Below are 23,699 nucleotides of genomic sequence, written 5' to 3'. Positions count from 1 at the left end.
CAAATGCCTGAATTACCAGAGGTAGAAGGTGTCGTCCAGGCATTGAAGCCAAAGGTTGAAGGACGTACCATTCAACAGGTTCAACTTTCTGAAAGAGTACATTTCTCTTTTAGTGAGGGTAAACAATGTATTGTCAAACAAGCTGAGCCTGATACTTTTGAAATAACGATGTCCCAGATGACAATTACCAAAATTGAACGACGAGCAAAATATATTTTCTTTCATTTGCTGAAGGATGATGTTCCATATGTCCTTGTCAGTCACTTAGGTATGACAGGTGCATGGTTTGTTGTGAATTCACCCGATGAAATTAATGAGGCGAAGTTTCAAAAGCATATCCATGCAACATTTGAAATGGCAGATGGAGGATATTTGATTTATTCAGATATTCGCCGTTTTGGTGAACTTCGTTTTCTGACAAAAATTGAAGATCATGCGCCATTAACAAAAATGGCACCAGAGCCATTTGATGAGCATGCTTGTGACTTTTTTATAACAAAATCTAAGCTACCAAAGTATGAAAATAAAGCAGTAAAAGAAGTGATTATGGATGGGCAAATCATTTCGGGCTGTGGCAATATTTATGCAACGGAGGCATTGTTTGCTCAGAATATTCACCCTGCACGCAAAATGAATCGCATTAGTGAAAAGCGAAAGCGTGCATTATTTGAGGAGATTGTTGCTGTCCTACGTCAAAGTATTGAAGCAGGTGGTTCAACTATTTCTGATTATCGAAACATTAATGGGGAAGCCGGAAGTATGCAGAATCGACTAAAAATGTATGGGAAAAAGATATGTCCAGCATGTGAAACGACAACAAGTCAAATGACAATTGGTGGGCGTACTTCGGTTTATTGCCCAAATTGTCAACATTAAAGGGGATTTAGCAATGATTATCGGACTTACAGGAAGTATTGCAAGTGGAAAAAGTACAGTAGCTAAAATGATGAGCGAACTGGGATTACCGATTGTTGATGCGGATATTGTAGCACGAGATGTCGTAGAACCTGGAACGGAGACATTAGCCCTCATAGCTGAAAGCTTCGGACAAGCTATCTTGCTTGAGGACGGCCATTTAAATCGAACAATGCTTGGAGATATCATTTTTCATGAGCCTGCCAAACGCAAAACGTTAAATGATATTATGCATCCAGCAATCAGAAAAGAAATGTTACGTCAGCGTGATGCCTATTTAGAGGCAGGACATGAGCATGTTGTGATGGACATTCCATTGTTATTTGAAAGTAAGCTGCAGCATTTTGTGGAACGTATCATTGTGGTATCGGTCAGTGAAGAAGTTCAGCTTCGACGCTTAATGGAGCGAAATAATTTAACAAAAGAGGATGCATTGGCACGTATGCACTCACAGCTGCCGATGTCTGTCAAAGAAAAGGGTGCACATGCGGTCATTTATAATAATGAAAATATAGAAAACACAGAAGAACAATTAAAAAAAATCCTGCGCTATTGGGGTGTTATTTAATTGGTTCTTTTACGATGCGTAGCAAGCCAACTTTGCTGCGCATTTTTTTATGGGGAAACGCCATAATAAAGAATAATTTTTCAGAAAATAAGAACTTTTATATTCTCAATATATAATGTTCATCTTTTTTAAAATTGTGTTATACTAATCACCATAAAGTATATAATTAATTAATCTGAGTATGTACTCACAGGAGGATATTTTAAATGACAGTATCAATTGCTATTAATGGTTTCGGACGTATCGGACGTATGGTTTTCCGCCAGGCTATCGTACAACAAGATTTAAACATCGTTGCAATTAACGCAAGCTATCCTGCAGAAACGTTAGCACATTTGATTAAGTATGACACAAATCACGGAACATTTGAAGGTACGGTAGAACCAGCAGGCGATGCTTTAGTTGTAAATGGTAAACGTGTTCAAATTATTAGTGAACGTGATCCATTAAAATTACCTTGGGCGACAATGGGTGTAGATATCGTTATTGAAGCTACTGGAAAATTTAATGAACGTGATAAAGCAGCCATGCATTTAGAAGCTGGCGCGAAAAAAGTAATCTTAACAGCACCTGGTAAAAACGAGGACGTAACAATTGTTTTAGGTGTTAATGATGATAAACTTGATATTGCTAAACATGATGTTATTTCAAATGCTTCTTGTACAACAAACTGCCTAGCGCCAGTAGCAAAAGTATTGAATGACACATTTGGCATTGAAAATGGCTTAATGACAACAGTTCATGCCTATACAAATGATCAAAAGAACTTAGACAATCCACATAAAGATTTACGTCGTGCACGTGGATGCGCACAATCTATTATTCCAACATCTACTGGTGCTGCAAAAGCATTGAAATTAGTTTTACCTGAATTAGAAGGTAAAATTCATGGTATGGCACTTCGCGTTCCAACACCAAACGTATCTTTAGTGGACCTTGTAGTAGATTTAAATACAGATGTAACAGTTGATGCTGTCAATGCAGCATTTGTAAAAGCGGCAACAGAAGGTCCAATGAAGGGTATTCTTAATTTCTCTGTTGAACCATTAGTATCTGCTGATTACAATACAACAACGTATTCTTCAACAGTTGATGGACTTTCTACAATGGTTTTAGGCAACCGCAAAGTAAAAGTACTTGCTTGGTATGATAACGAGTGGGGCTACTCTGCACGTGTTGTAGATCTTGTGAAAAAAGTGGCAAATGCTTTAGAAACGGTAAACGCGTAATAATCTTTATAGAGAGCACATTGAAATCGAAAAGGTTTCAATGTGCTCTTTTTTTGTAGAAACTTTCCTTGTACTTTAGGTGCTTTAGATTTATCATGAGCACACAAACGTGAATGCACTTTTCTTACATGTAGGAAATTTGTTATAATAGATATATTAAATTGTTGTAAACCAGGAGAGTAATTATATGAGATGTCCATCTTGCCAGTTTAACGGAACGCGTGTTGTGGATTCGAGGCCAGTAGATGATAATAAAGAAATTCGTAGACGTCGTGAATGTGAGTCATGTGGCTTCCGTTTTACAACGTTTGAAAAAATTGAAGAGACGCCATTAGTCGTTGTGAAAAAGGAAGGTTCACGAGAAGAGTTTAGCCGTGAGAAGGTACTTCGTGGGCTTATTCGTGCTTGTGAAAAACGTCCAGTGGCACTTGGTGTACTGGAGGAGCTTGTCCTGTCAATTGAAAAAGATCTTCGTCGTATTGGAAATTCGGAAGTACGCTCAGAAGATGTTGGTGAAATGGTCATGGACCGTTTAGCCAAAATCGATGAGGTCGCTTATGTGCGTTTTGCATCGGTCTACCGTCAGTTTAAAGATATCAATGTCTTTATTGAGGAAATCAAAGACATTATTCAACGTCAAACGGAGAAGAAATCATAGCAAACAGAGAGGATGAATGACGTTGATCCATTTATATAAGGAATTGCAGCCTGGCGATCCTTTCGACATTCGTCTACCTCATGCATTTTCTACACAGGAGCGTCAATTAGTTACATTATTGTATCAACCATTAACGGGATCAGAGCCAATTAGCCTTTATCTAACATTATGGGCAGAAGCAGAGCAAATGCCAAAGCAGCAAATGACACATTATTATTTAATGAATGTGCTAGGGTTGCCCATGGGTAAAGTGTTTGAGGCTCGTATTGCACTAGAAGCAATTGGTTTGCTGCGTACATGGAAAAAAGAAGATGCTGGTGAACGTAGTTTTTTATATGAGCTACAGCGCCCATTAGATGCAGATAGCTTTATGAAAGACCCGCTGCTGTCGATGTTTTTGTTTAGCAAAATTGGAGAGCAGGCTTATCGCAATTTACGTCAGCGCTTTATGTCACCTGTAAAGGACACGGCGTTTAAGGATGTATCTCGTGCTTTTATCGATGTCTTTAAGCCCGTACATGCTAATATTCCATCAGATTTACAAGTAGATACGAATCATAAGGATAAACAACAAAAAGTATATCCTTTTTATTTGGAGCAATTTGATTTTGATTTATTGCAAGCAGGTTTGTCCGAGCAATTGGTTCCTTCCAATTTATTGACATTCGAAGTGCGTGAAGCCATAGCCAAGCTGGCCTTTTTATATCATTTAACAGCCCTTGATATGCAAAAAGTAGTGATACTTGCTTTAGATGATGATTTAGGGATTTCCCAGGAACGTTTACGAAAGGCTGCTGCTGATTTTTATAAATTAACAGTGTCTAAGGAGCCGCCCAAACTTGCGCGCGTTACTGAACCATTACCAGCAGCAGAAGCTGGACTAAAAACCAAGGATCAGGAGCTCCAATACTATTTAGAAACAACGGCGCCTGTCCAGGTGTTACGTGATATAAATAATGGTAAAGAACCATTGCAAACATCTGTCCAGCTTGCGGAAAATTTAATCGTTCAGCATGGCATGCCAATTGGAGTGGTCAATGCGTTGTTAGAATATGTCATGCTAACGACAGATATGAAGCTACCTAAAAAATATGTGGAAACGATTGCTGATCACTGGGTACGAAAAAATGTCCAGACGGCTAAGGAAGCAATGGAACTTGCCCGCCAAGAGCATGATAAATATACAGCTTGGAAAAACAAGCCCCAAACTACCAATAAAACGAATCAACAGACAAAGGGACGTTCAAGATATCAACGTGAAGAAAAAGTGCCTGAATGGTTTTATAAACGGAATGAAAAACAAGAGGAATCTACCTCTAGTACTATAGATTTTGAAAAAGAGCGACAAAAAATATTAGAGATGCTAGGAAAAAGCGAATAGTAAAGAAGGTGAGCAATAATCGAACCTATAAATGGACCATTAAAACGAGCAATTAATGTACCCTCGTTCAAAGAGCGCTATGAAGCCATGCGACGTGAAATTTTAGAACATCCGCATGTGCAGGAATTTTTAGCACAGCATGCAGATGAATTAAACTATGACAATGTTGAGCGAAATTTACCTAAGCTTCATGAATTTATTAGTCAATCTACTGAGTGCTGTGGCTGTGATAATACAGAACATTGTACAAATTATTTAAAAGGGTTCCTACCGACATTAAGGGTAGTTCGGAATTCTATTGAAATGGACTATGTGCGCTGTGAGCAAAAGATACGGGAAGAAGAACGTCGAGATGTTGCGAATATGATTGCAAGTATGCATATGCCAAAAGATGTGCTACAAGCAACCATTCATGATTTAAGTATTGACGATGAATCCCGTGTGGCGATTGCACAAAAAGCAGCTCAATTTGTAAAATTGACAAAAGAAACTGGTCAATTACCTGGAAAAGGTTTTTATCTATATGGTAAATTTGGTGTAGGGAAGTCCTTTGTACTTGGTGCATTGGCCAATGAATTAGCGTCTATTAAAATTCGCTCTGTTGTAGTTTTCGTTCCAGAGTTTTTACGAGAAATGAAAAATGCCATTGGCGATAACACATTGAATGAGAAGATAGATTATATTAAAAAGGCTCCTGTTTTAATGCTAGATGATTTAGGAGCGGAAACCATGACTGCCTGGACACGTGATGAGATTTTGGGGACTATTTTCCATTATCGTATGGCAGAGCAATTGCCAACTTTTATTACGTCTAATTTTAATTATGATGAATTAGAGCATCATTTAGCGCAGTCACAAAAAGGTGATATTGAGGTAGTTAAAGCGGGACGAATTATGGAGCGAATTAAAGCCTTAACAGTGCCAATCGAAATGCAAGGCAAAAATCGTCGGATGTAACATTGATAGTTGCATTTTTCGACAATCGAGCGTATACTGACTCATATACTTAATATCAATATGCATTGATGAGGACATGAATTTTGTGTATCGGCTTATAGAGAGGGAAGTCATCGGCTGAAAACTTCCTAGTGTGAGCACATCATTTACTACCTACTGAGCAGCGAAAGGGATAATCTTTCGCCGGTCCCTAGCCCGTTAGCTAGCCTTGAGCTTCGTCTGACTTTATGTAAGTCGGAAGGAAGAAGGGTGGAACCACGAGCATACGCTTCGTCCCTTTTGTGAGGGACGGAGCTTTTTTTATTTTTCTCAGATTTTTTTGAAATTGTTGTGAGAAGTGGTGGCTCCGCTCATATAGGAGGGAAGTCGCTCACGAAGGTGGCTAACCCGCTCCAATCGAGTAAAGAATCGCTCAGAAAAATGAAGATTCCGCTCCAATCGAGTAAAGAATCGCTCAAAAAAGTAATGACTCCGCTCAAACTAAGCCATCGAGTCATGCAAACAATGGCTCCAGCCAATCATCAAGCATTATGTATTTAACAAAAACGAAGGAGTGCAAAGAATATGTCAGAAATGATTAAATTAACTTTCCCAGATGGCGCCGTAAAGGAATTTGCAAAAGGCACATCAACTGATGACGTAGCATTATCCATTAGCCCAGGCTTACGTAAAAAAGCTTATGCAGGTAAAATTAACGGTGTGTTAGTGGATTTAAAAACACCAATTGAAGAAGATGCAACAATTGCGATCATTACACAAGACGATGAGGAAGCACTTGAAATTTTACGTCACTCGACTGCCCATTTAACAGCACAAGCTATTAAACGTTTATTCCCAGATGTAAAGCTTGGTATTGGTCCAGTGATTGAAGGTGGTTTCTACTATGATATAGACTCACCAACACCAATCACTGCTGAAGATCTACCAGCAATTGAAAAAGAAATGAAAAAAATTATTGCTGAAAACCTAGAGGTGGAACGCAAAAATGTAAGTCGTGCAGAAGCACAAGCACTCTATGAAGAAATTGGCGATGAGTATAAATTAGAATTACTGGAAGCCATTCCTGCAGATGAGCAAGTATCTATTTATTATCAAGGCGAGTTTTTCGATCTTTGCCGTGGTATTCACGTACCATCTACAGGGAAACTTCGTGAATTCAAGCTTTTATCATTAGCAGGTGCCTACTGGAGAGGGAACTCTGATAACAAAATGCTACAACGTATTTATGGTACAGCGTTCTTCAAAAAAGAGGAATTAAAACACCACCTACAAATGCTAGAAGAAGCAAAAGAACGCGATCACCGTAAAATTGGGAAAGAATTAGACCTGTTCACAACTTCTCAAAAGGTAGGTCAAGGGTTACCGCTTTGGTTACCAAATGGTGCAACAATTCGTCGTGTCATTGAACGTTATATTGTCGATAAAGAATTATCACTTGGATATAAGCATGTTTATACACCAGTATTAGGTTCAAAAGAGCTTTATCAAACTTCTGGTCACTGGGATCACTATCAAGATTCCATTTTCCCACCAATGGAAATGGATAATGAGACATTAATTATGCGTCCAATGAACTGTCCTCACCATATGATGGTGTACAAAAACAGCATGCATTCATATCGTAACCTACCATTGCGTATTGCAGAGCTTGGTACAATGCACCGTTATGAAATGTCAGGCGCGGTTTCAGGTTTACAACGTGTACGTGGGATGACATTAAATGATGCGCATATTTTTGTTCGCCCAGACCAAATTAAAGCGGAATTCCAAAAAGTGGTACAGTTAATTTTAGAGGTTTATAAAGATTTCGATTTAAATGATTACTCATTCCGTTTATCTTATCGCGACCCTGCAGATACTGAAAAATACTTCGATGATGATGCTATGTGGGAAAAAGCACAAAGCATGCTAAAAGAAGCTATGGATGAGCTTGGCTTAGACTACTTTGAAGCGGAAGGTGAGGCTGCATTCTATGGTCCTAAACTTGACGTTCAAGTAAAAACAGCAATTGGTAAAGAAGAGACTTTATCTACAGTTCAATTAGACTTCCTATTACCAGAACGCTTTGACCTAACTTATGTTGGGGAAGATGGTAAACCTCATCGTCCAGTTGTTATTCACCGTGGTGTTGTATCGACAATGGAACGTTTTGTTGCCTTCTTAATTGAAGAATACAAAGGGGCATTCCCAACTTGGCTAGCACCGGTACAAGTAGAAGTTATTCCAGTATCAAATGAAGCTCACTTCGACTATGCAAAACAAATTGAAGAGCAACTTACAGCAGCTGGTTTACGTGTGGAAATGGATGATCGTGAAGAGAAATTAGGCTATAAAATCCGTGAAGCACAAATGAAAAAGATTCCTTATATGCTTGTCATCGGAGATAAAGAAGTAGAGGCAAATGGCGTAAATGTTCGACGTTATGGCTCAAAAGATTCCGAAACAATTAGCTTTGAGGATTTCCTAGCAGCTATTAAAGCAGAAATTACAAAATAAGCTTCAACTAGAAACTCTCGCTTGCCAAAGTGAGGGTTTCTGTATAAAATAAATCTTGCATTTGTATAGAATATTTTCATTTTGGTTATGTTAGCAGTGATAAGAAAATAAATATTTGACAGCTTATCATATACATGCTAATATAATTAAGGTTAATGAATACAAAGTTTGTGGTTGAAGTAGAGGCTGCCCGCTTCTCACCTGATACAACGCTTTAAAGGCTGTGAACAGGTATGACACGTTGAATTGTTTTGCGTAGACTTGCGCATGCACATATAGCGGGCGGACATCTTCAAAAATGTCCGTCCTTTTTTTATGGACATGACGAGAGGATGTACCGTTCAACCGGGCAAGGCTTTGCCCAAACCATGTATTCGCGACAACTACTTGGAGGTGGATTACTATTAGCAAAGACATGTATGTAAACGAAGGCATTCGCGCACGTGAACTTCGATTAATCGATCACAATGGTGACCAGCTTGGTGTAAAGACACGTAATGAAGCGCTAGAAATCGCCGCTCGTGTAAACTTGGATCTTGTCCTTGTGGCCCCTCAAGCCAAGCCGCCAGTCGCTCGTATCATGGACTATGGTAAATTTAAGTTTGAACAGCAAAAGAAAGACCGTGAAATTCGTAAAAATCAAAAGGTCATCGTAATGAAAGAGGTTCGTTTGAGCCCAACAATCGATGAGCATGATTTCCAAACGAAGTTACGTAATGCGATTAAATTCCTTGAAAAAGGCGATAAAGTAAAATGTAGCCTACGTTTCAAAGGTCGTGCGATTACACATAAAGACATTGGTCAACGTGTGTTAGATCGTTTTGCTGAAGCTTGTGCTGAAGTATCAACGGTAGAACAAAAACCGAAGATGGAAGGCCGAAGCATGTTCTTAGTTCTTCAACCAAAGAACGAGAAATAATATTAGACGAACAGTTTAGGAGGAATTCGACATGCCAAAAATGAAAACTCACCGTGGAGCTGCGAAACGTTTCAAAAAAACGGGTTCAGGTAAATTAAAATACGACCGTGCTTATGGAAGCCACTTATTCGCAAACAAATCTACGAAACAAAAACGTCACCTACGTAAAGCGAACATCGTTTCATCTGGTGACTTCAAACGCATCAAATCTTTACTTGTTTACATGAAATAATTGACTACAAAAAAATACTAACATTCATTTTTTAATGAAAAGCAGGAGGTAATTCATATGCCACGCGTAAAAGGCGGAACAGTGACGCGCAAACGTCGTAAAAAAGTATTGAAATTAGCTAAAGGTTACTATGGTTCAAAACATACATTATACAAAGTTGCTAACCAAGCAGTGATGAAGTCAGGTTCATATGCATACCGTGACCGTCGTCAGAAAAAACGTGATTTCCGTAAATTATGGATCACTCGTATCAACGCAGCTGCTCGTATGAACGGTCTTTCTTACAGCCGTTTAATGCACGGTTTAAAAGTTGCTGGTATCGAAGTTAACCGTAAAATGTTAGCTGACCTTGCTGTAACTGATGCTGCAGCATTCACTCAATTAGCAGACGCTGCTAAAAAAGCAGTAGCTAAATAATAGTTGACAACATTAACTATTATTTCTGCACTGAAAGCATAGCGACAAGTGCAAAAAAAGACTGATGGATTTTTCCATCAGTCTTTTCATGTTGTTGAAAAAAGATGATGTCAATGGCAGAAAAAGCAACTTTGCAAGGTGAGGGGTTGATTTCCGTTCCGCCAGCGTCCTTTCCAGGGGGCGTCCGAGGAGCCGCTTCACTCACTTACGTTCGCTCCAGGGTCGCTAAATCCCCTAGGAGTGACGCTGGCTCCACTCCAATCAACCATGCTGCAAAGTGTTTAGAGGGGATAAACTCTTATTTTCAATGTGGAGAAGTGATGCGTGACAACACCTCTTCCTAAAGAGTAGTGAACACCTTCACTTTATTTGAAAACCTTTGCTAAAAAGTCAGTGGGTTGAAGTGGAAGGCTACTTGACTCCCGTGGGATAGCGAGACAGGCGAAGCCCTGCACGGAGCGGTAGCGGAGGAAGCGATTCGGTGCTCGCCCACAGGAAAGCAAGTAGCCTGCAACGGAAATCCATTTCTATCTTTCAATTGACTGTTTTGTGTTAGATTAATAGTATCACGTTTTTAAAGGAGTAAGGAATGGGACAAGCATTATTAGCTTATATGGGCATTGTATCAATTGTATTGCTCATTTTAATGGGAATGGATAAATCGCGTGCAAAAAATCATGAATGGCGTATAGCAGAGCGCACGTTATTTACACTAGCCATAGCAGGAGGGGCAGCTGGCGGTGTATTGGGTATGTATTTATTTCGTCACAAAACACGCCACAATCGTTTTGCATTTGGTTTTCCACTACTCGCAGCCATTCAAATTTTTATCATTGTACAACTGTGGACATAAATAAAAATAATTAGAAACACATCCTCATGATGGGGATGTGTTTCGCATAAGCTGTTCAATGGGCTGCTTCCAATTGATTTTGGCGCTTGGGTAGTTCAATAGTATTTCTTGCTGCAAATATTCAAAGTCGCTTTTGCTGAAGCCTTGCAACGTTGCAGCATCTCGTGCACCGACGAAAATGGTAACAACCTCAAATGCATCCTCTGTTGTGCCTAGGTATTTTTCACCTTCAAAAAGCGCACCCTTATAGGAAATAAAGAAATTTTTTCGGACATTTTTAACGTCATCATAGAAATAATACTGGCCTTTTTCATAGGCTTCATCCAGTTTGCGTTTTGGATCGGTTATATAACGAATCGCTTTGTAAAATACATAGATAATAAGCGCTATTACAGCAAGTCGAATTAGTAACGGCAACATGTTTAAATTTCCCCCTTGAAGAAAGGTTATTCTTTCCTATACGATTAGGAAGGTCAAATAGTTTCACTTTATTTAAAATATTTTTTAGAAATTTAGGAGAAAAAAATGAATTTACAACAATTGTTTACCATGCAAAAAGAGCTTGATGATTTTATCGAGCAAACACAAAATGTTCAGCAAGATGTGTTTCAGGAAAAGGGCTTAGCCTTACTAGTGGAGCTAGCTGAGCTTGCCAATGAAACGCGTTGCTTTAAATTTTGGAGTACAAAGGGACCATCTGCACGTGAAGTCATTTTAGAGGAATATGTGGATTCCATTCATTTTATCTTATCGCTTGGCTTATTAAAGGACTATACATCAATTGCAATGTGGCCTGTAGTAGAAGAAAATAGAGATTTAACGACAACCTTTTTAGAAACACAAAGTGTTATTTTAGCATTTATCCATGAACCTACAGAGGAGCGCTATTTAGCTATTTGGCAATACTACGGAGTACTAGCGTATAATCTCGGTTTTACATTTGAGGATGTGGTTGGCGCTTATCTTGAAAAAAACCAAGAAAATTACAATCGTCAGCGCTCAGGTTATTAAATTAAGAAATACACCAATTTTCAGACGATTAAGCTAGGAATATTTCGGTAAACGAAGTATAATAAAATAGATATAAGAAGTAGGAGGCAAAAGGATGACACAACTAGATCCAACATTACAAATGTTTAAAGATTTAACAGACGCAAATGGTATCGCAGGTAATGAACGTGCACCACGTGAGGTCATGAAAAAATACATTGCACCATATGCCGATACTGTAGAAACAGATAACTTAGGTAGTGTCATTGCTAAAAAGGTTGGCGATGAAAACGGTCCTAAAATTGTTGTAGCAGGACATTTAGATGAAGTAGGTTTCATGGTTACACAAATCGATGACAAAGGCTTTATCAAATTCCAAACGGTAGGTGGCTGGTGGAGCCAAGTTATGCTTGCACAGCGTGTAACGATTACTACACGTAAGGGCGATGAAGTGATTGGGGTTATTGGTTCAAAGCCACCTCATATTTTACCTGCTGATGTACGTAATAAGGTAGTAGACATTAAAGATATGTTTATCGACATTGGTGCTGCTTCTAAAGATGAAGTACTTGAGTGGGGCGTACGTCCTGGCGATATGGTAACACCATACTTTGAGTTTAATGTTATGAAAAATGATAAGTATCTATTAGCGAAAGCTTGGGATAACCGTATTGGGTGTGCAATTGCGATTGATGTTATGAAAGCGTTACAAAATGAAAAGCACCCTAATATTCTTTATTCTGTAGGGAATGTACAAGAAGAAGTTGGACTTCGTGGTGCTAAAACTACAACACATAAAATCCAGCCGGATATTGGATTTGCAGTGGATGTTGGTGTAGCAGGAGATACTCCAGGAGTTACAGCAAAAGAATCAACGAGTAAGATGGGGGCTGGCCCTCAAATTGTTGTATATGATGCATCTATGGTTTCACACCGCGGCTTACGTGAATTCGTATTAGATGTAGCAGATGAGCACAATATCCCATATCAATTTGAAGCGATGGCTGGCGGCGGTACTGATGCTGGCTCCATCCACGTAACAGCAAATGGCGTACCAGCACTATCAATCGGTATTGCGACACGCTATATCCATTCACATGCAGGTATCCTACATCGTGATGATTATGATAACGCCGTTAAATTAATGGTTGAAGTCATTAAAAAATTAGACCGTGATGCAGTCAATAAAATTACATTTGAATAATTAGAAGAAATGGACTTGCCCTCTAACTAATTTTGTTAGGGGGCTTTTCATTGTTTTTAGTGTCAAAATTTTTTCCTCTGATACCAATAGTCACAAAGCCCACAATCTATTCTTTACACATTGTGCCATTCATACATTTTTAGTTCCTTCTTTACTATCGCTAAAAAATAGTCGTGATCTAAATTGAACATTTATGCATAAATATTCTGTATGACGAATTTTTGTCACATTTCATAACAAATGAATAATAATTAAAATTAATTATAAAAATTCAGTTGATTTTATATTTATGCATGATATACTAATTTCAACAGCAACGATATAAGGAGCGAAGGCTATGAAATTACTTGAAGAAGTACAGTTAAAGTTAGTGTCTAGTTTAAAAGGAAAAGATCTTCTAACTTTGCTAGACTATACAAGTCAAGAGGTTCAAGAACTTATTGAACTAGCAACACAGCTTAAAATGATTACAAAAGAGGGGAAATGTCCAAGATTACTAGAAGGAAAGACACTTGGCATGATTTTTGAAAAACATTCAACTCGTACACGTATTTCATTTGAAGTGGGCATGAATCAATTAGGTGGAAAAGGTATGTTTATGCATGCGCGTGATTTGCAAATTGGTCGTGGTGAGTCGATTTATGATACTGCACATGTATTATCTGGCTATTTAGATGGTATTATGATTCGTGCAAATTCTCATGCGATGGTCAAGGAGCTTGCAGAGCATGCAGTAATTCCTGTCATCAATGGATTAACGGATATTTATCATCCTTGCCAGGCATTAGCTGATTTAGAAACGATTGCAGAAAATAAAGGCATGTTAAAAGGACTTAAAATTGCCTATGTAGGAGATGGCAATAATGTAGCACACTCACTTGTAGTCGCTTCAGCACACGTTGGCATGAACGTTGCAGTGGCCACTCCTGAAGGTTATGAATGTGATGCAGAAGTGATTGCCAAGGCACAGGCGATTGCAGCAGCAAATGGCAGTACAATTATGATCACAAATGATCCTGTTGAAGCAGTGTTAAATGCAGATGTGGTCTATGCAGATGTTTGGACATCCATGGGACAAGAGGAAGAGGCGGCAAAACGTTTACAAGACTTTGCTGGCTATCAAATTAATGATGAGCTAGTTGCCTATGCAAAACCGAATTATATGTTCTTGCATTGCTTACCGGCACATCGTGAGGAAGAAGTGGCAACATCTGTTATTGATGGCCCTAATTCTTACATCTTTGAGCAAGCTGAGAACAGACTTCATGCACAGAAAGCGGTTCTTGCATCGATCCTAGCATAAAAGCTGACATATACTTCTCGGGTTGAGAAGTACGATAGATAGAGTTTACATGGGCAACAGAGGGTGCCCGTGTGAATAACATACAAGTGGTTGGCAGACAGAGGGATGTTCACCACGCGCGATGTTTGTTGTCAAGATGGATGGCTACATCGCTACATAGTAAAGTAACCTGGGAGACGCTAGGTTACTTTTTTTTGTCAAAAAATTAAAACATAGTTTTCCTATAAATTATAGAGAATATGAAGAATTATTTATATAATAGGATAAATAAGTAATGAAGGGGTGAACTCCTCGTGAATATAGATCATATCGAGGCATTTTTATATGTTGTCCATTACAAAAGTACCCATAAAGCAGCCAATGCTTTGTTTCTATCCCAACCGACTGTAACTGCACGTATCAAATCATTAGAACGAGAGCTAGGGGTTGAGTTATTTTACCGAGATGGACGAAGTGTGAGCGTATCAGAGAAAGGGAAAGATTTTTTACCATTTGCTACACAAATTGTGCAAACATTTCAGCAAGGAAAGAAGCAATTAGAAGAAACGCAGGAGACAGATGAGGTATGTATTGGGGCAAATGGGGTGACAGCCCAGTATTTCTTAGCCTATGCATTGCCTAAGTGGAAAGAGCAATTTCCTTATTTGCGTTTTCAACTAATCACAGGTTCCACAACAATGATTTTAGAAAAACTGCAAAGCCACCAAATTCATCTAGGTTTTATTCAATATGTGCATAGGGATGGCATTGAGAACGAACTTTTATTAAACAATGCCGTGAAACTTGTCAAACACCGTGATCACCCATTGCAACTACATGAACTTATCCAAGCAAAAGAATTAGCCCAACAGAAAATGGTGTTTTTTGAATGTGGGGCGTTTGATTGGAATTATGTGCATAAAATGTTCGAGGTAGAGGGTGTGGCAGCCAATATTGAAGTACGAGCAGATCATTTAGAAGTTGCTAAAGAATTCATTCGGACAAAAGACTATCTAAGCTTTTTACCACATCTTTGCGTCAAAAAGGAACTGGAAAGTGGTGAATTTGTGGAGATAGACGTCAAGCATTTGCTGGATATGAATCAACATATATTTTTAACCTATAAAGAGAAAGACACATTGCCGTCAGCTTTTTGGCAGACGATTTGTGAAACAGCTCGACACTTTGAAGGCATGCGGGAAATGCATTGATAAAATATTTTATCCGAACATAAAAATTTTTCTATTACTGTACCTATTGCATATCGTCTGAAGGAACGGTAATATCATTCTCAATCCAACAAAACATACTTAACCACTATGTTTAGTAAAATAAAATTGAGGAGGAATTGACATGGCTAGACAGGATAAAATTCGATTTGGAGCAATTATTCATGGGGTAGGGGGAAATATTTCAGGTTGGCGTCATCCAAAGGTGGCGAGCAATCAAAGTGTAAGCTTACCTTTCTATATTCAACAGGCTCAGAAGGCAGAGCAGGGAAAATTTGATGTAGCGTTTATTGCGGATGGTTTATTTATTAATGAAAAATCCATTCCTCATTTTTTAAATCGTTTTGAGCCTATTACGATTTTATCGGCTTTAGCTGTAGCGACGAAAAACATTGGGTTAGTTGGCACAGTTTCAACTTCCTATAGCGAACCATTTACAGTAGCACGACAATTTGCTTCATTAGATCATATTAGTGCTGGGCGTGCAGGATGGAATGTTGTAACCACACCATTAGAAAGTACTGCTTTGAACTACAATAAAACAATCGATCAGCATCCTAGCCATGCAGAGCGTTATCAAATTGCAGAAGAATATTTAGAGGTTGTCAAGGGCCTATGGGACTCGTGGGATGATGATGCGTTTATTGCAGATGTCGACAATGATCAATTTTTTGATCCAGAAAAATTACACACATTACATCATAAAGGGTTACATTTTTCAGTCCAGGGTCCACTCAATATTGGTCGAACAAAGCAAGGTCAGCCCGTTATATTCCAGGCTGGGTCGTCTGATGCAGGTATTCGATTGGCTGCCAAGGATGCAGATGCTATTTTTACACATGGTGCATCCATTGAAGAGGCACAAAAATTTTACACAAGAGTAAAGACAGAAGTGGCGGCATTTGGAAGAAACCCAGATGAAGTGAAGATATTCCCAGGAATTTCGCCGATTATTGGCGATACAGTGGAGGAAGCAGAGGCGAAATATCAAGAAATCGTTGAGTTAGTTTCCATAGACCGTGCTCTTGCTTATCTTGGGCGTTACTTCGACCATCATGATTTTACTCAGTATGATGTGGATGCACCGTTTCCTGAACTAGGTGATATTGGGGCCAACAGCTTTAGAAGTACAACAGATTATATTAAACGATATGCTAAGCAAGAGAGACTTACATTACGTCAAGTTGCTTTACGCGAAGCTACACCAAAAACAGCATTTTTTGGGACAGCTGAGCAAGTAGCGGATCTTGTACAGGAATGGTTTGAAAAGGAAGCAGCAGATGGTTTTATCATTGGTGTGACAGTACCTGGTGCTCTTGAAGATTTTGTTGATAAAGTAGTGCCAATTTTACAAGCAAGAGGGCTTTATCGTAAAGATTATGAGGCAGATACTTTGCGCGGGAATTTAGGTTTACCCTTCAAAGAAAGTCGCTATGTCAAACAATCTGTCTGAAAACCTAGTAAATTTATTTGAATAAAAGAAATTGGGAGGTATTGTATGAGTTATACATTAGGCATATTAGATCAAAGCCCTATCATTGAAGGAGCAACCAATGAACAAACATTACAAAAAACGGTGGCCTTAGCACAGCGAGCTGAGCAGTTAGGCTATTCACGATTTTGGGTATCGGAGCATCATAATACAGATTCATTAGCAGGCACATCTCCTGAGGTATTAGTGTCTTATTTACTAGCTAAAACAAAAACAATCAACATTGGATCAGGTGGGGTTATGCTTCAGCATTATAGCCCCTATAAAGTAGCGGAAAATTTCCATGTTCTAGCATCTTTGGAGCCAGGGCGAATAGATTTGGGGATTGGAAAAGCACCTGGAGGCTTACCCCTTTCTACAAAGGCTCTCCAATATGGCACGCTCAATAATGGAGAAGATTTTGAAGAAAGATTAACATTTTTACAGCAAATAATTGAGCAATCCATACCAAAAGAGCACGAATTATATGGCATACAAGCAACGCCGATTCCAAAGAAAAAGCCAACATTATTTTTACTTGGTGCTAGCCCAGAAAGTGCTGCTCTTGCAGGAAAACTCGGCATTGCATTTGTCTTTGCTCGATTCATTAATAGTGATAATAATGTTTTGGCACAAGCGGCTACAACCTATCGCAGTCACCAGCCAAATGGTCATTTTGCGATTTCCATTGCTGCACTTGCTGCTCCAAGCAAAGAGGAAGCGAAAGAGCTAATTGGAGATCAAAAAATTACAAAGGTGCATTTAGCAAGTGGCAGAAGCCTGACATTACAATCAGTAGAGCTAGCGGAGAAATTTGGTCAGGAATCTGGAGAGGAATATACGGTGGAGCAGTATGAGGCCGATATTTTATACGGTACATCAGAAGAAATTAAAGCCATTTTAGATGACTACCATGAGCAATACCAAGTAGACGAATTCATTTTGCATACGCCTATCTTAAAGGATTTTGAACGTGAGCGATCTTTTGAGTTATTGGGTCCAGTACATTTACAGCAAAAAGAAGCGGTAAGCTGAGGAGGAAAACGTAATGACACTAAATAAAGATGTAATCGTTTGGTCGAAACAAGGCTGTAGTTACTGTAATGAGGTAAAAACGTATTTACAAGAAGAGGGTATACCTTATAAAACAGTGGATGTAACGCATAATGATGCTTTCCGGGACATTCTAGATACAAAATATGGAATTCGTTATGTGCCTGTTGTAGAAATTGGTTCAAGCGAAGATGGTATCTATCAAGGGGTTACAGAACTTGGTATTGAGTATTTAAAGGCAGCACTAGCTGGAGAAAAAATACAGTTGTAAAACGCACTATAGAAATGGGGTGTATAAATGATAAAATTAATTGTTAATCGTGGCTTAGTAGCACTATTTGTACTACTGGGTGCCCTTTTTTCAGTTTTTTCAATCAATTATTTTTTACCCACTGATATCGTTGATACATTACTAGCTGAAAATGCTGCAAGCACTGAGGTAGCAGAAAATTTACGTAAAGAATTAGGTTTGGATTTACCATTTTCAAAACAATTCTCTAATTATTTAGTAGATTTAATGCATGGTGATTTTGGGCAATCAGCCATTGATGGTGAATTTGTGATAGAAAAAATATGGACACAATTACCTGCAACTGTTGTTCTAACAGTTGCAAGTCTACTTATTGCCGTCATTGTAGGTATTACACTTGGGGTGTTAGCCGCTGTTCATCGCAACACGGTAATTGATTATATTGCACGTTTAGTTGGACTCTTTGGGATTTCCATGCCTACATTTTGGTCGGGAATTTTACTAATTTTAATTTTCTCCATTTCGTTAGGCTGGTTTCCTGCGATGGGCTCAGATGGTTGGCGTTCTGTTATTTTGCCTGCTATTACATTAGGTCTTCTAGGTGCAGGGTTTATTGTTAGAGTAGTTCGGAATAGTATGCTAGAGGTTTTGAACGAACCTTATATCCTGACGCTTAGAGCAAAAGGACTGACAGAGCATATCGTTTTATACCGTCATGCCCTTAAAAATGCATTAATACCTGCAATGACAATGATTGGCGTGCTACTGGGTGATTTTTTAGGTGGGACGGTGGTCATCGAAACAGTATTTGCAAGACAGGGGCTTGGAAGAATGGTGGCAGATGCCATAACAGCTAAAGATCTACCAATCATACAAGGTGTTGTATTTTTTATTGCTATTGTGTATGTAATGATTAATCTATGTATTGATATTTCATATTCCATCATTGATCCTCGAATTCGAAGTAGGCAAGTAAAGGGAGGATAAGGATGCAAAAGTTAGAAACTATTAAAACGAAACCTGTTTCAAAACTTAAATTAAAGCGGCTTAGTAAAGGTATTTTTCACCTAGAAAAGATGATGTTAGCAGCTGCTATCCTCATTATTACCTTTTTTATTATTTGTGCCATAGTCCCACATTGGGTAGCAATGTATTCACCTACAAAGATGTTTCCTACTGCTATTTTACAGCCTCCATCATTCAAGCATCTATTTGGGACTGATTATTTTGGCAGGGATGTATTTAGTTTAGTTGTGTATGGAAGTAAAACTTCTCTTTTACTTGGCATAAGTGCTGTTGTTGTAGGTGGATTCATTGGTGCTCTTATTGGAACTTTAGCTGGCTATATCGAGGGCATTATTGACATTATATTAATGAGACTGATTGAAATCATACAAACAATACCAAGTGTTTTATTAGCGCTTGCTATTGCCGCTGTATTAGGTTCTAGCTTTACCAATCTTGTCATTGCCATCTCAGTATCAGCTATTCCGACGTATGCTCGAGTAATGAGAGGCCAAATATTAAGTATAAAAAATCGTCCTTACATTCTAGCGTCAAAATCGATAGGGATTAGTAATCCTGTAATTTTCTTAAAGCATGTCCTACCGAATGCTTATTCACCATTATTAGTTATGGCTTCAAACGGTTTAGGAATGGCCATTTTAACAGGTGCGGGTCTCAGCTTTTTAGGATTAGGTGTGGTGTCAGAAATTCCGGATTGGGGTTTTTTATTATCACAAGGCAGAAACTATATAGCAGCCGGTTGGTGGATTTCAACGTTTCCAGGATTAGCAATCGCACTCTTTGTGTTAGCCGTCAATATTTTGGGGGATAGTTTACGTGATAAATTAGATCCTAAAAAGCGTTTGTCTTAAGGAAGAGGTGTTTATGATGGATAATTTATTGACAGTGGAAGGGCTAACAGTAGATTTTAAGTCTAAATCTGCTGTTCTAAACGCTGTATCTACTATTTTTTTCACTATAAAACCTAGTGAATCAATTTGTTTAGTTGGCGAATCTGGGAGTGGGAAATCAGTCACCTCGAAAGCAATCATGCGTTTAATTGAATATGAAAATGGTGTGACTACGAATGGGAAAATTACATTAGGCAACAGAGATATTGTCAAGCTTTCAAATCGTGAGCTGTTAAATATACGAGGTAAGAAGATTGCCATGATCTTTCAGGAGCCCTCTATCGCCTTTGACCCAGTGTTTACTATTGGACAACAATTGGTGGAGATGATGCAAAGGCATTTAAAATTATCCAAAAAGCAAGCACATGAACGAGGGATTCAATTATTAACAAGAGTTGGATTATCAGATCCTATCGTACGTATGGGACAATATCCTCACGAATTGTCTGGAGGCATGTTGCAACGAGCCATGATCGCTATGGCTATAAGTTGTAATCCTGATTTAATTATTGCTGATGAACCCACTACCGCGCTTGATGTTACCGTTCAAGCACAAATTATTGCACTACTTAAGGAGCTGAAAGAGGAATATCACACGTCCATTTTACTAATTACACATGATTTAAGTGTAGCTTCGCAGTTAGCTGATCGAATTTTTGTTATGTACGCGGGAGAAATTGTGGAGCAAGCATCAATAGAGCAGTTATTTTCACTGCCTTATCATCCTTATACAAGGGGCTTATTACAATCCATTCCAAATGAACAACATATCAAACGAAAGAGACTGCCCTCTATAGAAGGTACAATTCCAAATCTTGCTGAGATGCCAGCTGGCTGTCGCTTTCATCCTCGCTGCGCATTCGCCACTGAAAAATGTAGAGAAGAGAGACCTCCTCTAAGAAATTTTCAAGGACGGGAAAGTGCTTGTTGGCATATAAAGGAGCTAATTCAGAAACCGGAATGGCTCGTCGAAAACGATTCTGTTATAGAAGATGAGGTAGACTACAGGGAAAATCAAGAGCGTGAAGTATTGCTAGAGATAAAGTCTTTACACAAATATTATCCAATTAAACAAGCAAACAAGAAAATAAAAGCAGTGAACAACGTTTCATTTCAAATTTTTAAAGGTGAGACAGTGGGATTAGTAGGTGAATCTGGCAGTGGAAAATCTACTCTAGGCAGAACGATATTACAGCTAGAAACACCTACTGCCGGAGATGTTCTATTTAATGGTCAATCCATCGTGCATTTAAGAAAGTCGGCTATGCGAGATAGAAGGAAACATATGCAAATGATTTTTCAAGATCCTTATGGTTCCATTGATCCTAAATGGACCATTAAGGAGATTATTGCAGAGCCGCTAAAAGTCCATCTTAAAGGAATTTCGGCTAATGAAATGGAAGATCGAATACAGCAATTATTACAAGTAGTGGGGTTAAATCCAGAGTGGAGCTCTCGTTATCCACATGAGTTTTCGGGAGGGCAACGCCAACGAATTGGTATTGCTAGAGCTATTGCGATCAATCCTAGTTTTATATTAGCAGATGAAGCAGTATCTGCATTAGATGTGTCCGTGCAAGCACAAATTATTAATTTATTGAAGGATTTACAGCAAAAGCTAGGTCTCACCTATTTATTTATTGGACACGATTTGAATATCGTTCGTCATGTTGCGGATCGGGTGGCGGTAATGTATTTAGGGAAAATCGTCGAAATGGCACCAAGTGAGCAGCTTTTCCAAGATCCAAAACATCCTTATACAAAAGCCCTTATTGCAGCTATGCCTAAAATAAATCGTTCCCATAGTACAGAGCCAATTTCACTAGACGGAGAAATTCCATCACCAGCTAATCCACCGTCTGGTTGTGCATTTCGAACACGTTGCCCTTTTGCGACAGAACATTGTAGTCGAGAGGAGCCAGCCTTTGTAGAAATAGCGCCAAACCATAGTGTTCAATGTCATTATGCTTAGAATTAAATCAATGACTTATAAAAAAAGGAAGATGTCTATGTTTAATAAGAAACCATATAGTCTGATTATTACTGTAATGGTTATTCTATTAGCGCTAACAGGTTGTTCATCAAGCACTTCTAAAACAGAAGTGAGTGTGAATAAAACTACTGATTCAGAAAACAAGGATAAAGAGCAGTCAGTGCAAGCGGGTGGCGATTTTACGTTCGCTTTATCAACAGCACCTGATACACTCGATCCTCATGCAAGTGGTATGGCAGTAGCAACACGGGTAATTAAAAGTATTTTTGAATCACTGGTCTATCAAGAGAAGGATAATACGATAAAACCATGGCTGGCTACGGAGTGGTCTGTATCAGATAACAAAAAAGAGTACACATTCTCATTACGTGAAGGGGTTAAATTCCATGATGGCACAGATTTTAATGCAGATGCCGTAAAGTATAATATTGAGCGAATTTTTGATGTCAAAACAAAGGCCTTCACAGCTGCTACCTATCTGTCAGATGTTGAGTCTGTTGAGGTTGTAGATACTCATAAGATTAAATTCATTTTAAAGCAACCCTCTGCAACATTTTTAACGATCTTAGCCCATTCTAATTTATCGATTGTGTCGAAGGAAGCGGCTGAAAAGGCTGGAGATAAATTTGGTTTACATCCTATTGGAACAGGTCCATTTAAATTTGTGGAGCAAGTTGAAAATGATCGGATTGTTTTAGCAAAGTTTGAAGAGTATAACGGCGCTTATCCATTTGCTAAACACGATGGTCCAGCCTATTTGGATAAACTAACGTTTAAAATTGTACCAGAGGAGGCTACTCGAGTAGGAAGTGTACAAAGCAATCAATTACAGGCGGCAGAAACGGTGCCACCACAGGATATTTTAGCGATTGAAAAGAGTGGTCAGTTAAAATTATGGGAGGTAGAGACAGGAGGCTTACCATATACACTCTTTGTTAATAATACAACGGCTCCTTGGAATGATGTAAAAGCACGCCAAGCACTAAAGGCTGGAATTGATGTTGAGAGTATTGTGAACACCCTGTACCTAGGTACATATAAAAGGGCCTGGTCTGCACTTACTTCTACAACTTTTGGCTATGATGACAGCTTAGAAGGTAAAGATGGGTTTGATGTGAAAAAATCTAATCAATTATTTGAAGAGCTAGGTTGGGAAAAAGGGAAGGATGGTATCCGAGAAAAGGATGGCCATAAATTGACATTGCGTATTTTAAATGATGCTGTTAATCGTGAAAAACGCCAAGATATTAGCATTATGGTAAAAGAGCAATTAAAGGCTGTCGGTATTGATGTCATCATAGAAACAACGAGTGAGGCAAGATCTGTCTTAGCGGATGCTGCAGCCTACGATTTACGTGGGAATAGCCGTGTAGCGATTGATCCTGATGATTTACGCTTGTTTTATCATTCCAAGCAAACTACTGATAAAGGTGGCATTAATTTAGCTTGGTATCAAAACGCGGAGGTGGATCAATGGTTAGAGGCGGCAACGACTGAGCAGGATGCTGCAACACGAGAAAATTTATATAAACAAATTCAAAATAAGCTTATTGAAGAAGTAGCTATTATTCCTATATATGTTTTTCCTTATACAGTAGCAACTTCACTTCAGGTGCAAGATTTAGCATTTGATTCTATTGGTTATCCATTATTTTATGATGTTCATCTTACACAATAAGGAGAGGG

Annotated in this window: 24 protein-coding genes and 1 other annotated feature; of the genes, 22 read left to right on the top strand and 2 right to left on the bottom strand. The window is 38.7% G+C overall.

Annotated features, from left to right (window positions below):
- Window positions 1–3: 3 nt before the first annotated feature.
- The 10 genes from mutM to rplT all read left to right on the top strand — a co-directional run bounded on the left by mutM (window position 4) and on the right by rplT (window position 9,772).
- Window positions 4–876: a bifunctional DNA-formamidopyrimidine glycosylase/DNA-(apurinic or apyrimidinic site) lyase gene (mutM, locus tag MHB65_RS17585; RefSeq protein ID WP_342441195.1), complete on the top strand. Its 873-nt coding sequence runs from the start codon at window positions 4–6 to the stop codon at window positions 874–876.
- 13 nt (window positions 877–889) lie between these two features.
- On the top strand, window positions 890–1,483 hold the full coding sequence (coaE, locus tag MHB65_RS17580) for a dephospho-CoA kinase (RefSeq protein WP_205444923.1): 594 nt from the start codon (window positions 890–892) through the stop codon (window positions 1,481–1,483).
- A 206-nt stretch (window positions 1,484–1,689) separates the two neighbouring features.
- Window positions 1,690–2,712, top strand: a complete 1,023-nt coding sequence (locus MHB65_RS17575) for a glyceraldehyde-3-phosphate dehydrogenase (RefSeq protein WP_342441194.1) — start codon at window positions 1,690–1,692, stop codon at window positions 2,710–2,712.
- A gap of 187 nt (window positions 2,713–2,899) precedes the next feature.
- Window positions 2,900–3,370, top strand: coding sequence for a transcriptional regulator NrdR (gene nrdR, locus MHB65_RS17570; protein ID WP_205444920.1), 471 nt, complete (start codon window positions 2,900–2,902; stop codon window positions 3,368–3,370).
- 16 nt (window positions 3,371–3,386) lie between these two features.
- The gene (locus MHB65_RS17565) at window positions 3,387–4,751 is read left to right on the top strand and encodes a DnaD domain protein (protein ID WP_342441193.1); all 1,365 of its coding nucleotides are present in this window, start codon (window positions 3,387–3,389) and stop codon (window positions 4,749–4,751) included.
- A gap of 27 nt (window positions 4,752–4,778) precedes the next feature.
- Window positions 4,779–5,708, top strand: coding sequence for a primosomal protein DnaI (gene dnaI / locus MHB65_RS17560; protein WP_342443763.1), 930 nt, complete (start codon window positions 4,779–4,781; stop codon window positions 5,706–5,708).
- Window positions 5,709–6,272: 564 nt separating this feature from the next.
- Window positions 6,273–8,204: a threonine--tRNA ligase gene (gene thrS, locus MHB65_RS17555; protein WP_205444916.1), complete on the top strand. Its 1,932-nt coding sequence runs from the start codon at window positions 6,273–6,275 to the stop codon at window positions 8,202–8,204.
- A gap of 171 nt (window positions 8,205–8,375) precedes the next feature.
- Window positions 8,376–8,524: a sequence feature (ribosomal protein L20 leader region), on the top strand.
- Window positions 8,525–8,619: 95 nt separating this feature from the next.
- Window positions 8,620–9,123: a translation initiation factor IF-3 gene (infC, locus tag MHB65_RS17550; RefSeq protein WP_012295602.1), complete on the top strand. Its 504-nt coding sequence runs from the start codon at window positions 8,620–8,622 to the stop codon at window positions 9,121–9,123.
- Between the two features lie 31 nt (window positions 9,124–9,154).
- Window positions 9,155–9,355, top strand: a complete 201-nt coding sequence (rpmI, locus tag MHB65_RS17545; protein WP_004226312.1) for a 50S ribosomal protein L35 — start codon at window positions 9,155–9,157, stop codon at window positions 9,353–9,355.
- Window positions 9,356–9,412: 57 nt separating this feature from the next.
- On the top strand, window positions 9,413–9,772 hold the full coding sequence (gene rplT, locus MHB65_RS17540) for a 50S ribosomal protein L20 (protein ID WP_205444915.1): 360 nt from the start codon (window positions 9,413–9,415) through the stop codon (window positions 9,770–9,772).
- Between the two features lie 19 nt (window positions 9,773–9,791).
- Here rplT and MHB65_RS17535 read toward each other — a convergent pair whose 3' ends face one another.
- On the bottom strand, window positions 9,792–9,977 hold the full coding sequence (locus tag MHB65_RS17535) for a hypothetical protein (protein ID WP_342441192.1): 186 nt from the start codon (window positions 9,975–9,977) through the stop codon (window positions 9,792–9,794).
- 384 nt (window positions 9,978–10,361) lie between these two features.
- Here MHB65_RS17535 and MHB65_RS17530 point away from each other — a divergent pair, with 384 nt between their 5' ends.
- Complete coding sequence (locus MHB65_RS17530; protein ID WP_016994854.1) at window positions 10,362–10,625, top strand: DUF1294 domain-containing protein; 264 nt, start codon at window positions 10,362–10,364, stop codon at window positions 10,623–10,625.
- A gap of 24 nt (window positions 10,626–10,649) precedes the next feature.
- Here the strand turns inward: MHB65_RS17530 and MHB65_RS17525 are convergent, their stop codons facing one another.
- Window positions 10,650–11,045 carry a hypothetical protein gene (locus MHB65_RS17525; protein WP_004226335.1) on the bottom strand — a complete coding sequence of 132 codons (396 nt, stop codon included), beginning with the start codon at window positions 11,043–11,045 and terminating at the stop codon, window positions 10,650–10,652.
- Window positions 11,046–11,150: 105 nt separating this feature from the next.
- On the opposite strand from MHB65_RS17525, the gene MHB65_RS17520 reads away from it, so the two are divergent.
- From MHB65_RS17520 to MHB65_RS17470, 11 genes are all read left to right on the top strand, one after another.
- Window positions 11,151–11,636, top strand: a complete 486-nt coding sequence (locus MHB65_RS17520) for a dUTP diphosphatase (RefSeq protein ID WP_205444910.1) — start codon at window positions 11,151–11,153, stop codon at window positions 11,634–11,636.
- A gap of 94 nt (window positions 11,637–11,730) precedes the next feature.
- The gene (locus MHB65_RS17515) at window positions 11,731–12,819 is read left to right on the top strand and encodes a M42 family metallopeptidase (protein WP_205444908.1); all 1,089 of its coding nucleotides are present in this window, start codon (window positions 11,731–11,733) and stop codon (window positions 12,817–12,819) included.
- 337 nt (window positions 12,820–13,156) lie between these two features.
- Window positions 13,157–14,122: an ornithine carbamoyltransferase gene (gene argF, locus MHB65_RS17510; RefSeq protein ID WP_205444906.1), complete on the top strand. Its 966-nt coding sequence runs from the start codon at window positions 13,157–13,159 to the stop codon at window positions 14,120–14,122.
- Between the two features lie 293 nt (window positions 14,123–14,415).
- The gene (locus MHB65_RS17505) at window positions 14,416–15,312 is read left to right on the top strand and encodes a LysR family transcriptional regulator (RefSeq protein WP_342441191.1); all 897 of its coding nucleotides are present in this window, start codon (window positions 14,416–14,418) and stop codon (window positions 15,310–15,312) included.
- 142 nt (window positions 15,313–15,454) lie between these two features.
- Window positions 15,455–16,783 (top strand): LLM class flavin-dependent oxidoreductase, encoded by a 1,329-nt coding sequence (locus MHB65_RS17500; protein ID WP_342441190.1) that lies wholly within the window; start codon window positions 15,455–15,457, stop codon window positions 16,781–16,783.
- Between the two features lie 45 nt (window positions 16,784–16,828).
- Window positions 16,829–17,836, top strand: coding sequence for an LLM class flavin-dependent oxidoreductase (locus MHB65_RS17495; protein ID WP_342441189.1), 1,008 nt, complete (start codon window positions 16,829–16,831; stop codon window positions 17,834–17,836).
- Window positions 17,837–17,849: 13 nt separating this feature from the next.
- The gene (locus MHB65_RS17490; protein WP_342441188.1) at window positions 17,850–18,125 is read left to right on the top strand and encodes a glutaredoxin family protein; all 276 of its coding nucleotides are present in this window, start codon (window positions 17,850–17,852) and stop codon (window positions 18,123–18,125) included.
- Between the two features lie 27 nt (window positions 18,126–18,152).
- Window positions 18,153–19,091 (top strand): ABC transporter permease, encoded by a 939-nt coding sequence (locus MHB65_RS17485; RefSeq protein ID WP_342441187.1) that lies wholly within the window; start codon window positions 18,153–18,155, stop codon window positions 19,089–19,091.
- Window positions 19,092–19,093: 2 nt separating this feature from the next.
- Window positions 19,094–19,981: an ABC transporter permease gene (locus MHB65_RS17480; RefSeq protein WP_342441186.1), complete on the top strand. Its 888-nt coding sequence runs from the start codon at window positions 19,094–19,096 to the stop codon at window positions 19,979–19,981.
- 13 nt (window positions 19,982–19,994) lie between these two features.
- A complete protein-coding gene (locus tag MHB65_RS17475; RefSeq protein ID WP_342441185.1) occupies window positions 19,995–21,992 on the top strand; it encodes a dipeptide ABC transporter ATP-binding protein in 1,998 nt (665 codons plus the stop codon).
- A gap of 37 nt (window positions 21,993–22,029) precedes the next feature.
- The gene (locus MHB65_RS17470) at window positions 22,030–23,691 is read left to right on the top strand and encodes an ABC transporter substrate-binding protein (protein ID WP_342441184.1); all 1,662 of its coding nucleotides are present in this window, start codon (window positions 22,030–22,032) and stop codon (window positions 23,689–23,691) included.
- The last annotated feature ends 8 nt before the right edge of the window (window positions 23,692–23,699 follow it).

Source organism: Lysinibacillus sp. FSL K6-0075 (genome assembly GCF_038592945.1).
Taxonomy (GTDB): domain Bacteria; phylum Bacillota; class Bacilli; order Bacillales_A; family Planococcaceae; genus Lysinibacillus; species Lysinibacillus fusiformis_F.
Note: the sequence above shows the minus strand (reverse complement) of the source record. Positions and strands in the feature narration are given on the sequence as shown.

Coding starts and splice junctions, on each gene's coding strand:
- coaE (WP_205444923.1), top strand. CDS start 890: ATGATTATCGGACTTACAGGAAGTATTGCAAGTGGAAAAAGTACAGTA.
- MHB65_RS17480 (WP_342441186.1), top strand. CDS start 19,094: ATGCAAAAGTTAGAAACTATTAAAACGAAACCTGTTTCAAAACTTAAA.
- MHB65_RS17565 (WP_342441193.1), top strand. CDS start 3,387: ATGACGTTGATCCATTTATATAAGGAATTGCAGCCTGGCGATCCTTTC.
- MHB65_RS17515 (WP_205444908.1), top strand. CDS start 11,731: ATGACACAACTAGATCCAACATTACAAATGTTTAAAGATTTAACAGAC.
- MHB65_RS17525 (WP_004226335.1), bottom strand. CDS start 11,045: ATGTTGCCGTTACTAATTCGACTTGCTGTAATAGCGCTTATTATCTAT.
- MHB65_RS17530 (WP_016994854.1), top strand. CDS start 10,362: ATGGGACAAGCATTATTAGCTTATATGGGCATTGTATCAATTGTATTG.
- argF (WP_205444906.1), top strand. CDS start 13,157: ATGAAATTACTTGAAGAAGTACAGTTAAAGTTAGTGTCTAGTTTAAAA.
- MHB65_RS17520 (WP_205444910.1), top strand. CDS start 11,151: ATGAATTTACAACAATTGTTTACCATGCAAAAAGAGCTTGATGATTTT.
- thrS (WP_205444916.1), top strand. CDS start 6,273: ATGTCAGAAATGATTAAATTAACTTTCCCAGATGGCGCCGTAAAGGAA.
- MHB65_RS17485 (WP_342441187.1), top strand. CDS start 18,153: ATGATAAAATTAATTGTTAATCGTGGCTTAGTAGCACTATTTGTACTA.
- MHB65_RS17495 (WP_342441189.1), top strand. CDS start 16,829: ATGAGTTATACATTAGGCATATTAGATCAAAGCCCTATCATTGAAGGA.
- MHB65_RS17490 (WP_342441188.1), top strand. CDS start 17,850: ATGACACTAAATAAAGATGTAATCGTTTGGTCGAAACAAGGCTGTAGT.
- MHB65_RS17475 (WP_342441185.1), top strand. CDS start 19,995: ATGATGGATAATTTATTGACAGTGGAAGGGCTAACAGTAGATTTTAAG.
- infC (WP_012295602.1), top strand. CDS start 8,620: ATGTATGTAAACGAAGGCATTCGCGCACGTGAACTTCGATTAATCGAT.
- rplT (WP_205444915.1), top strand. CDS start 9,413: ATGCCACGCGTAAAAGGCGGAACAGTGACGCGCAAACGTCGTAAAAAA.
- nrdR (WP_205444920.1), top strand. CDS start 2,900: ATGAGATGTCCATCTTGCCAGTTTAACGGAACGCGTGTTGTGGATTCG.
- MHB65_RS17470 (WP_342441184.1), top strand. CDS start 22,030: ATGTTTAATAAGAAACCATATAGTCTGATTATTACTGTAATGGTTATT.
- MHB65_RS17575 (WP_342441194.1), top strand. CDS start 1,690: ATGACAGTATCAATTGCTATTAATGGTTTCGGACGTATCGGACGTATG.
- rpmI (WP_004226312.1), top strand. CDS start 9,155: ATGCCAAAAATGAAAACTCACCGTGGAGCTGCGAAACGTTTCAAAAAA.
- mutM (WP_342441195.1), top strand. CDS start 4: ATGCCTGAATTACCAGAGGTAGAAGGTGTCGTCCAGGCATTGAAGCCA.
- MHB65_RS17500 (WP_342441190.1), top strand. CDS start 15,455: ATGGCTAGACAGGATAAAATTCGATTTGGAGCAATTATTCATGGGGTA.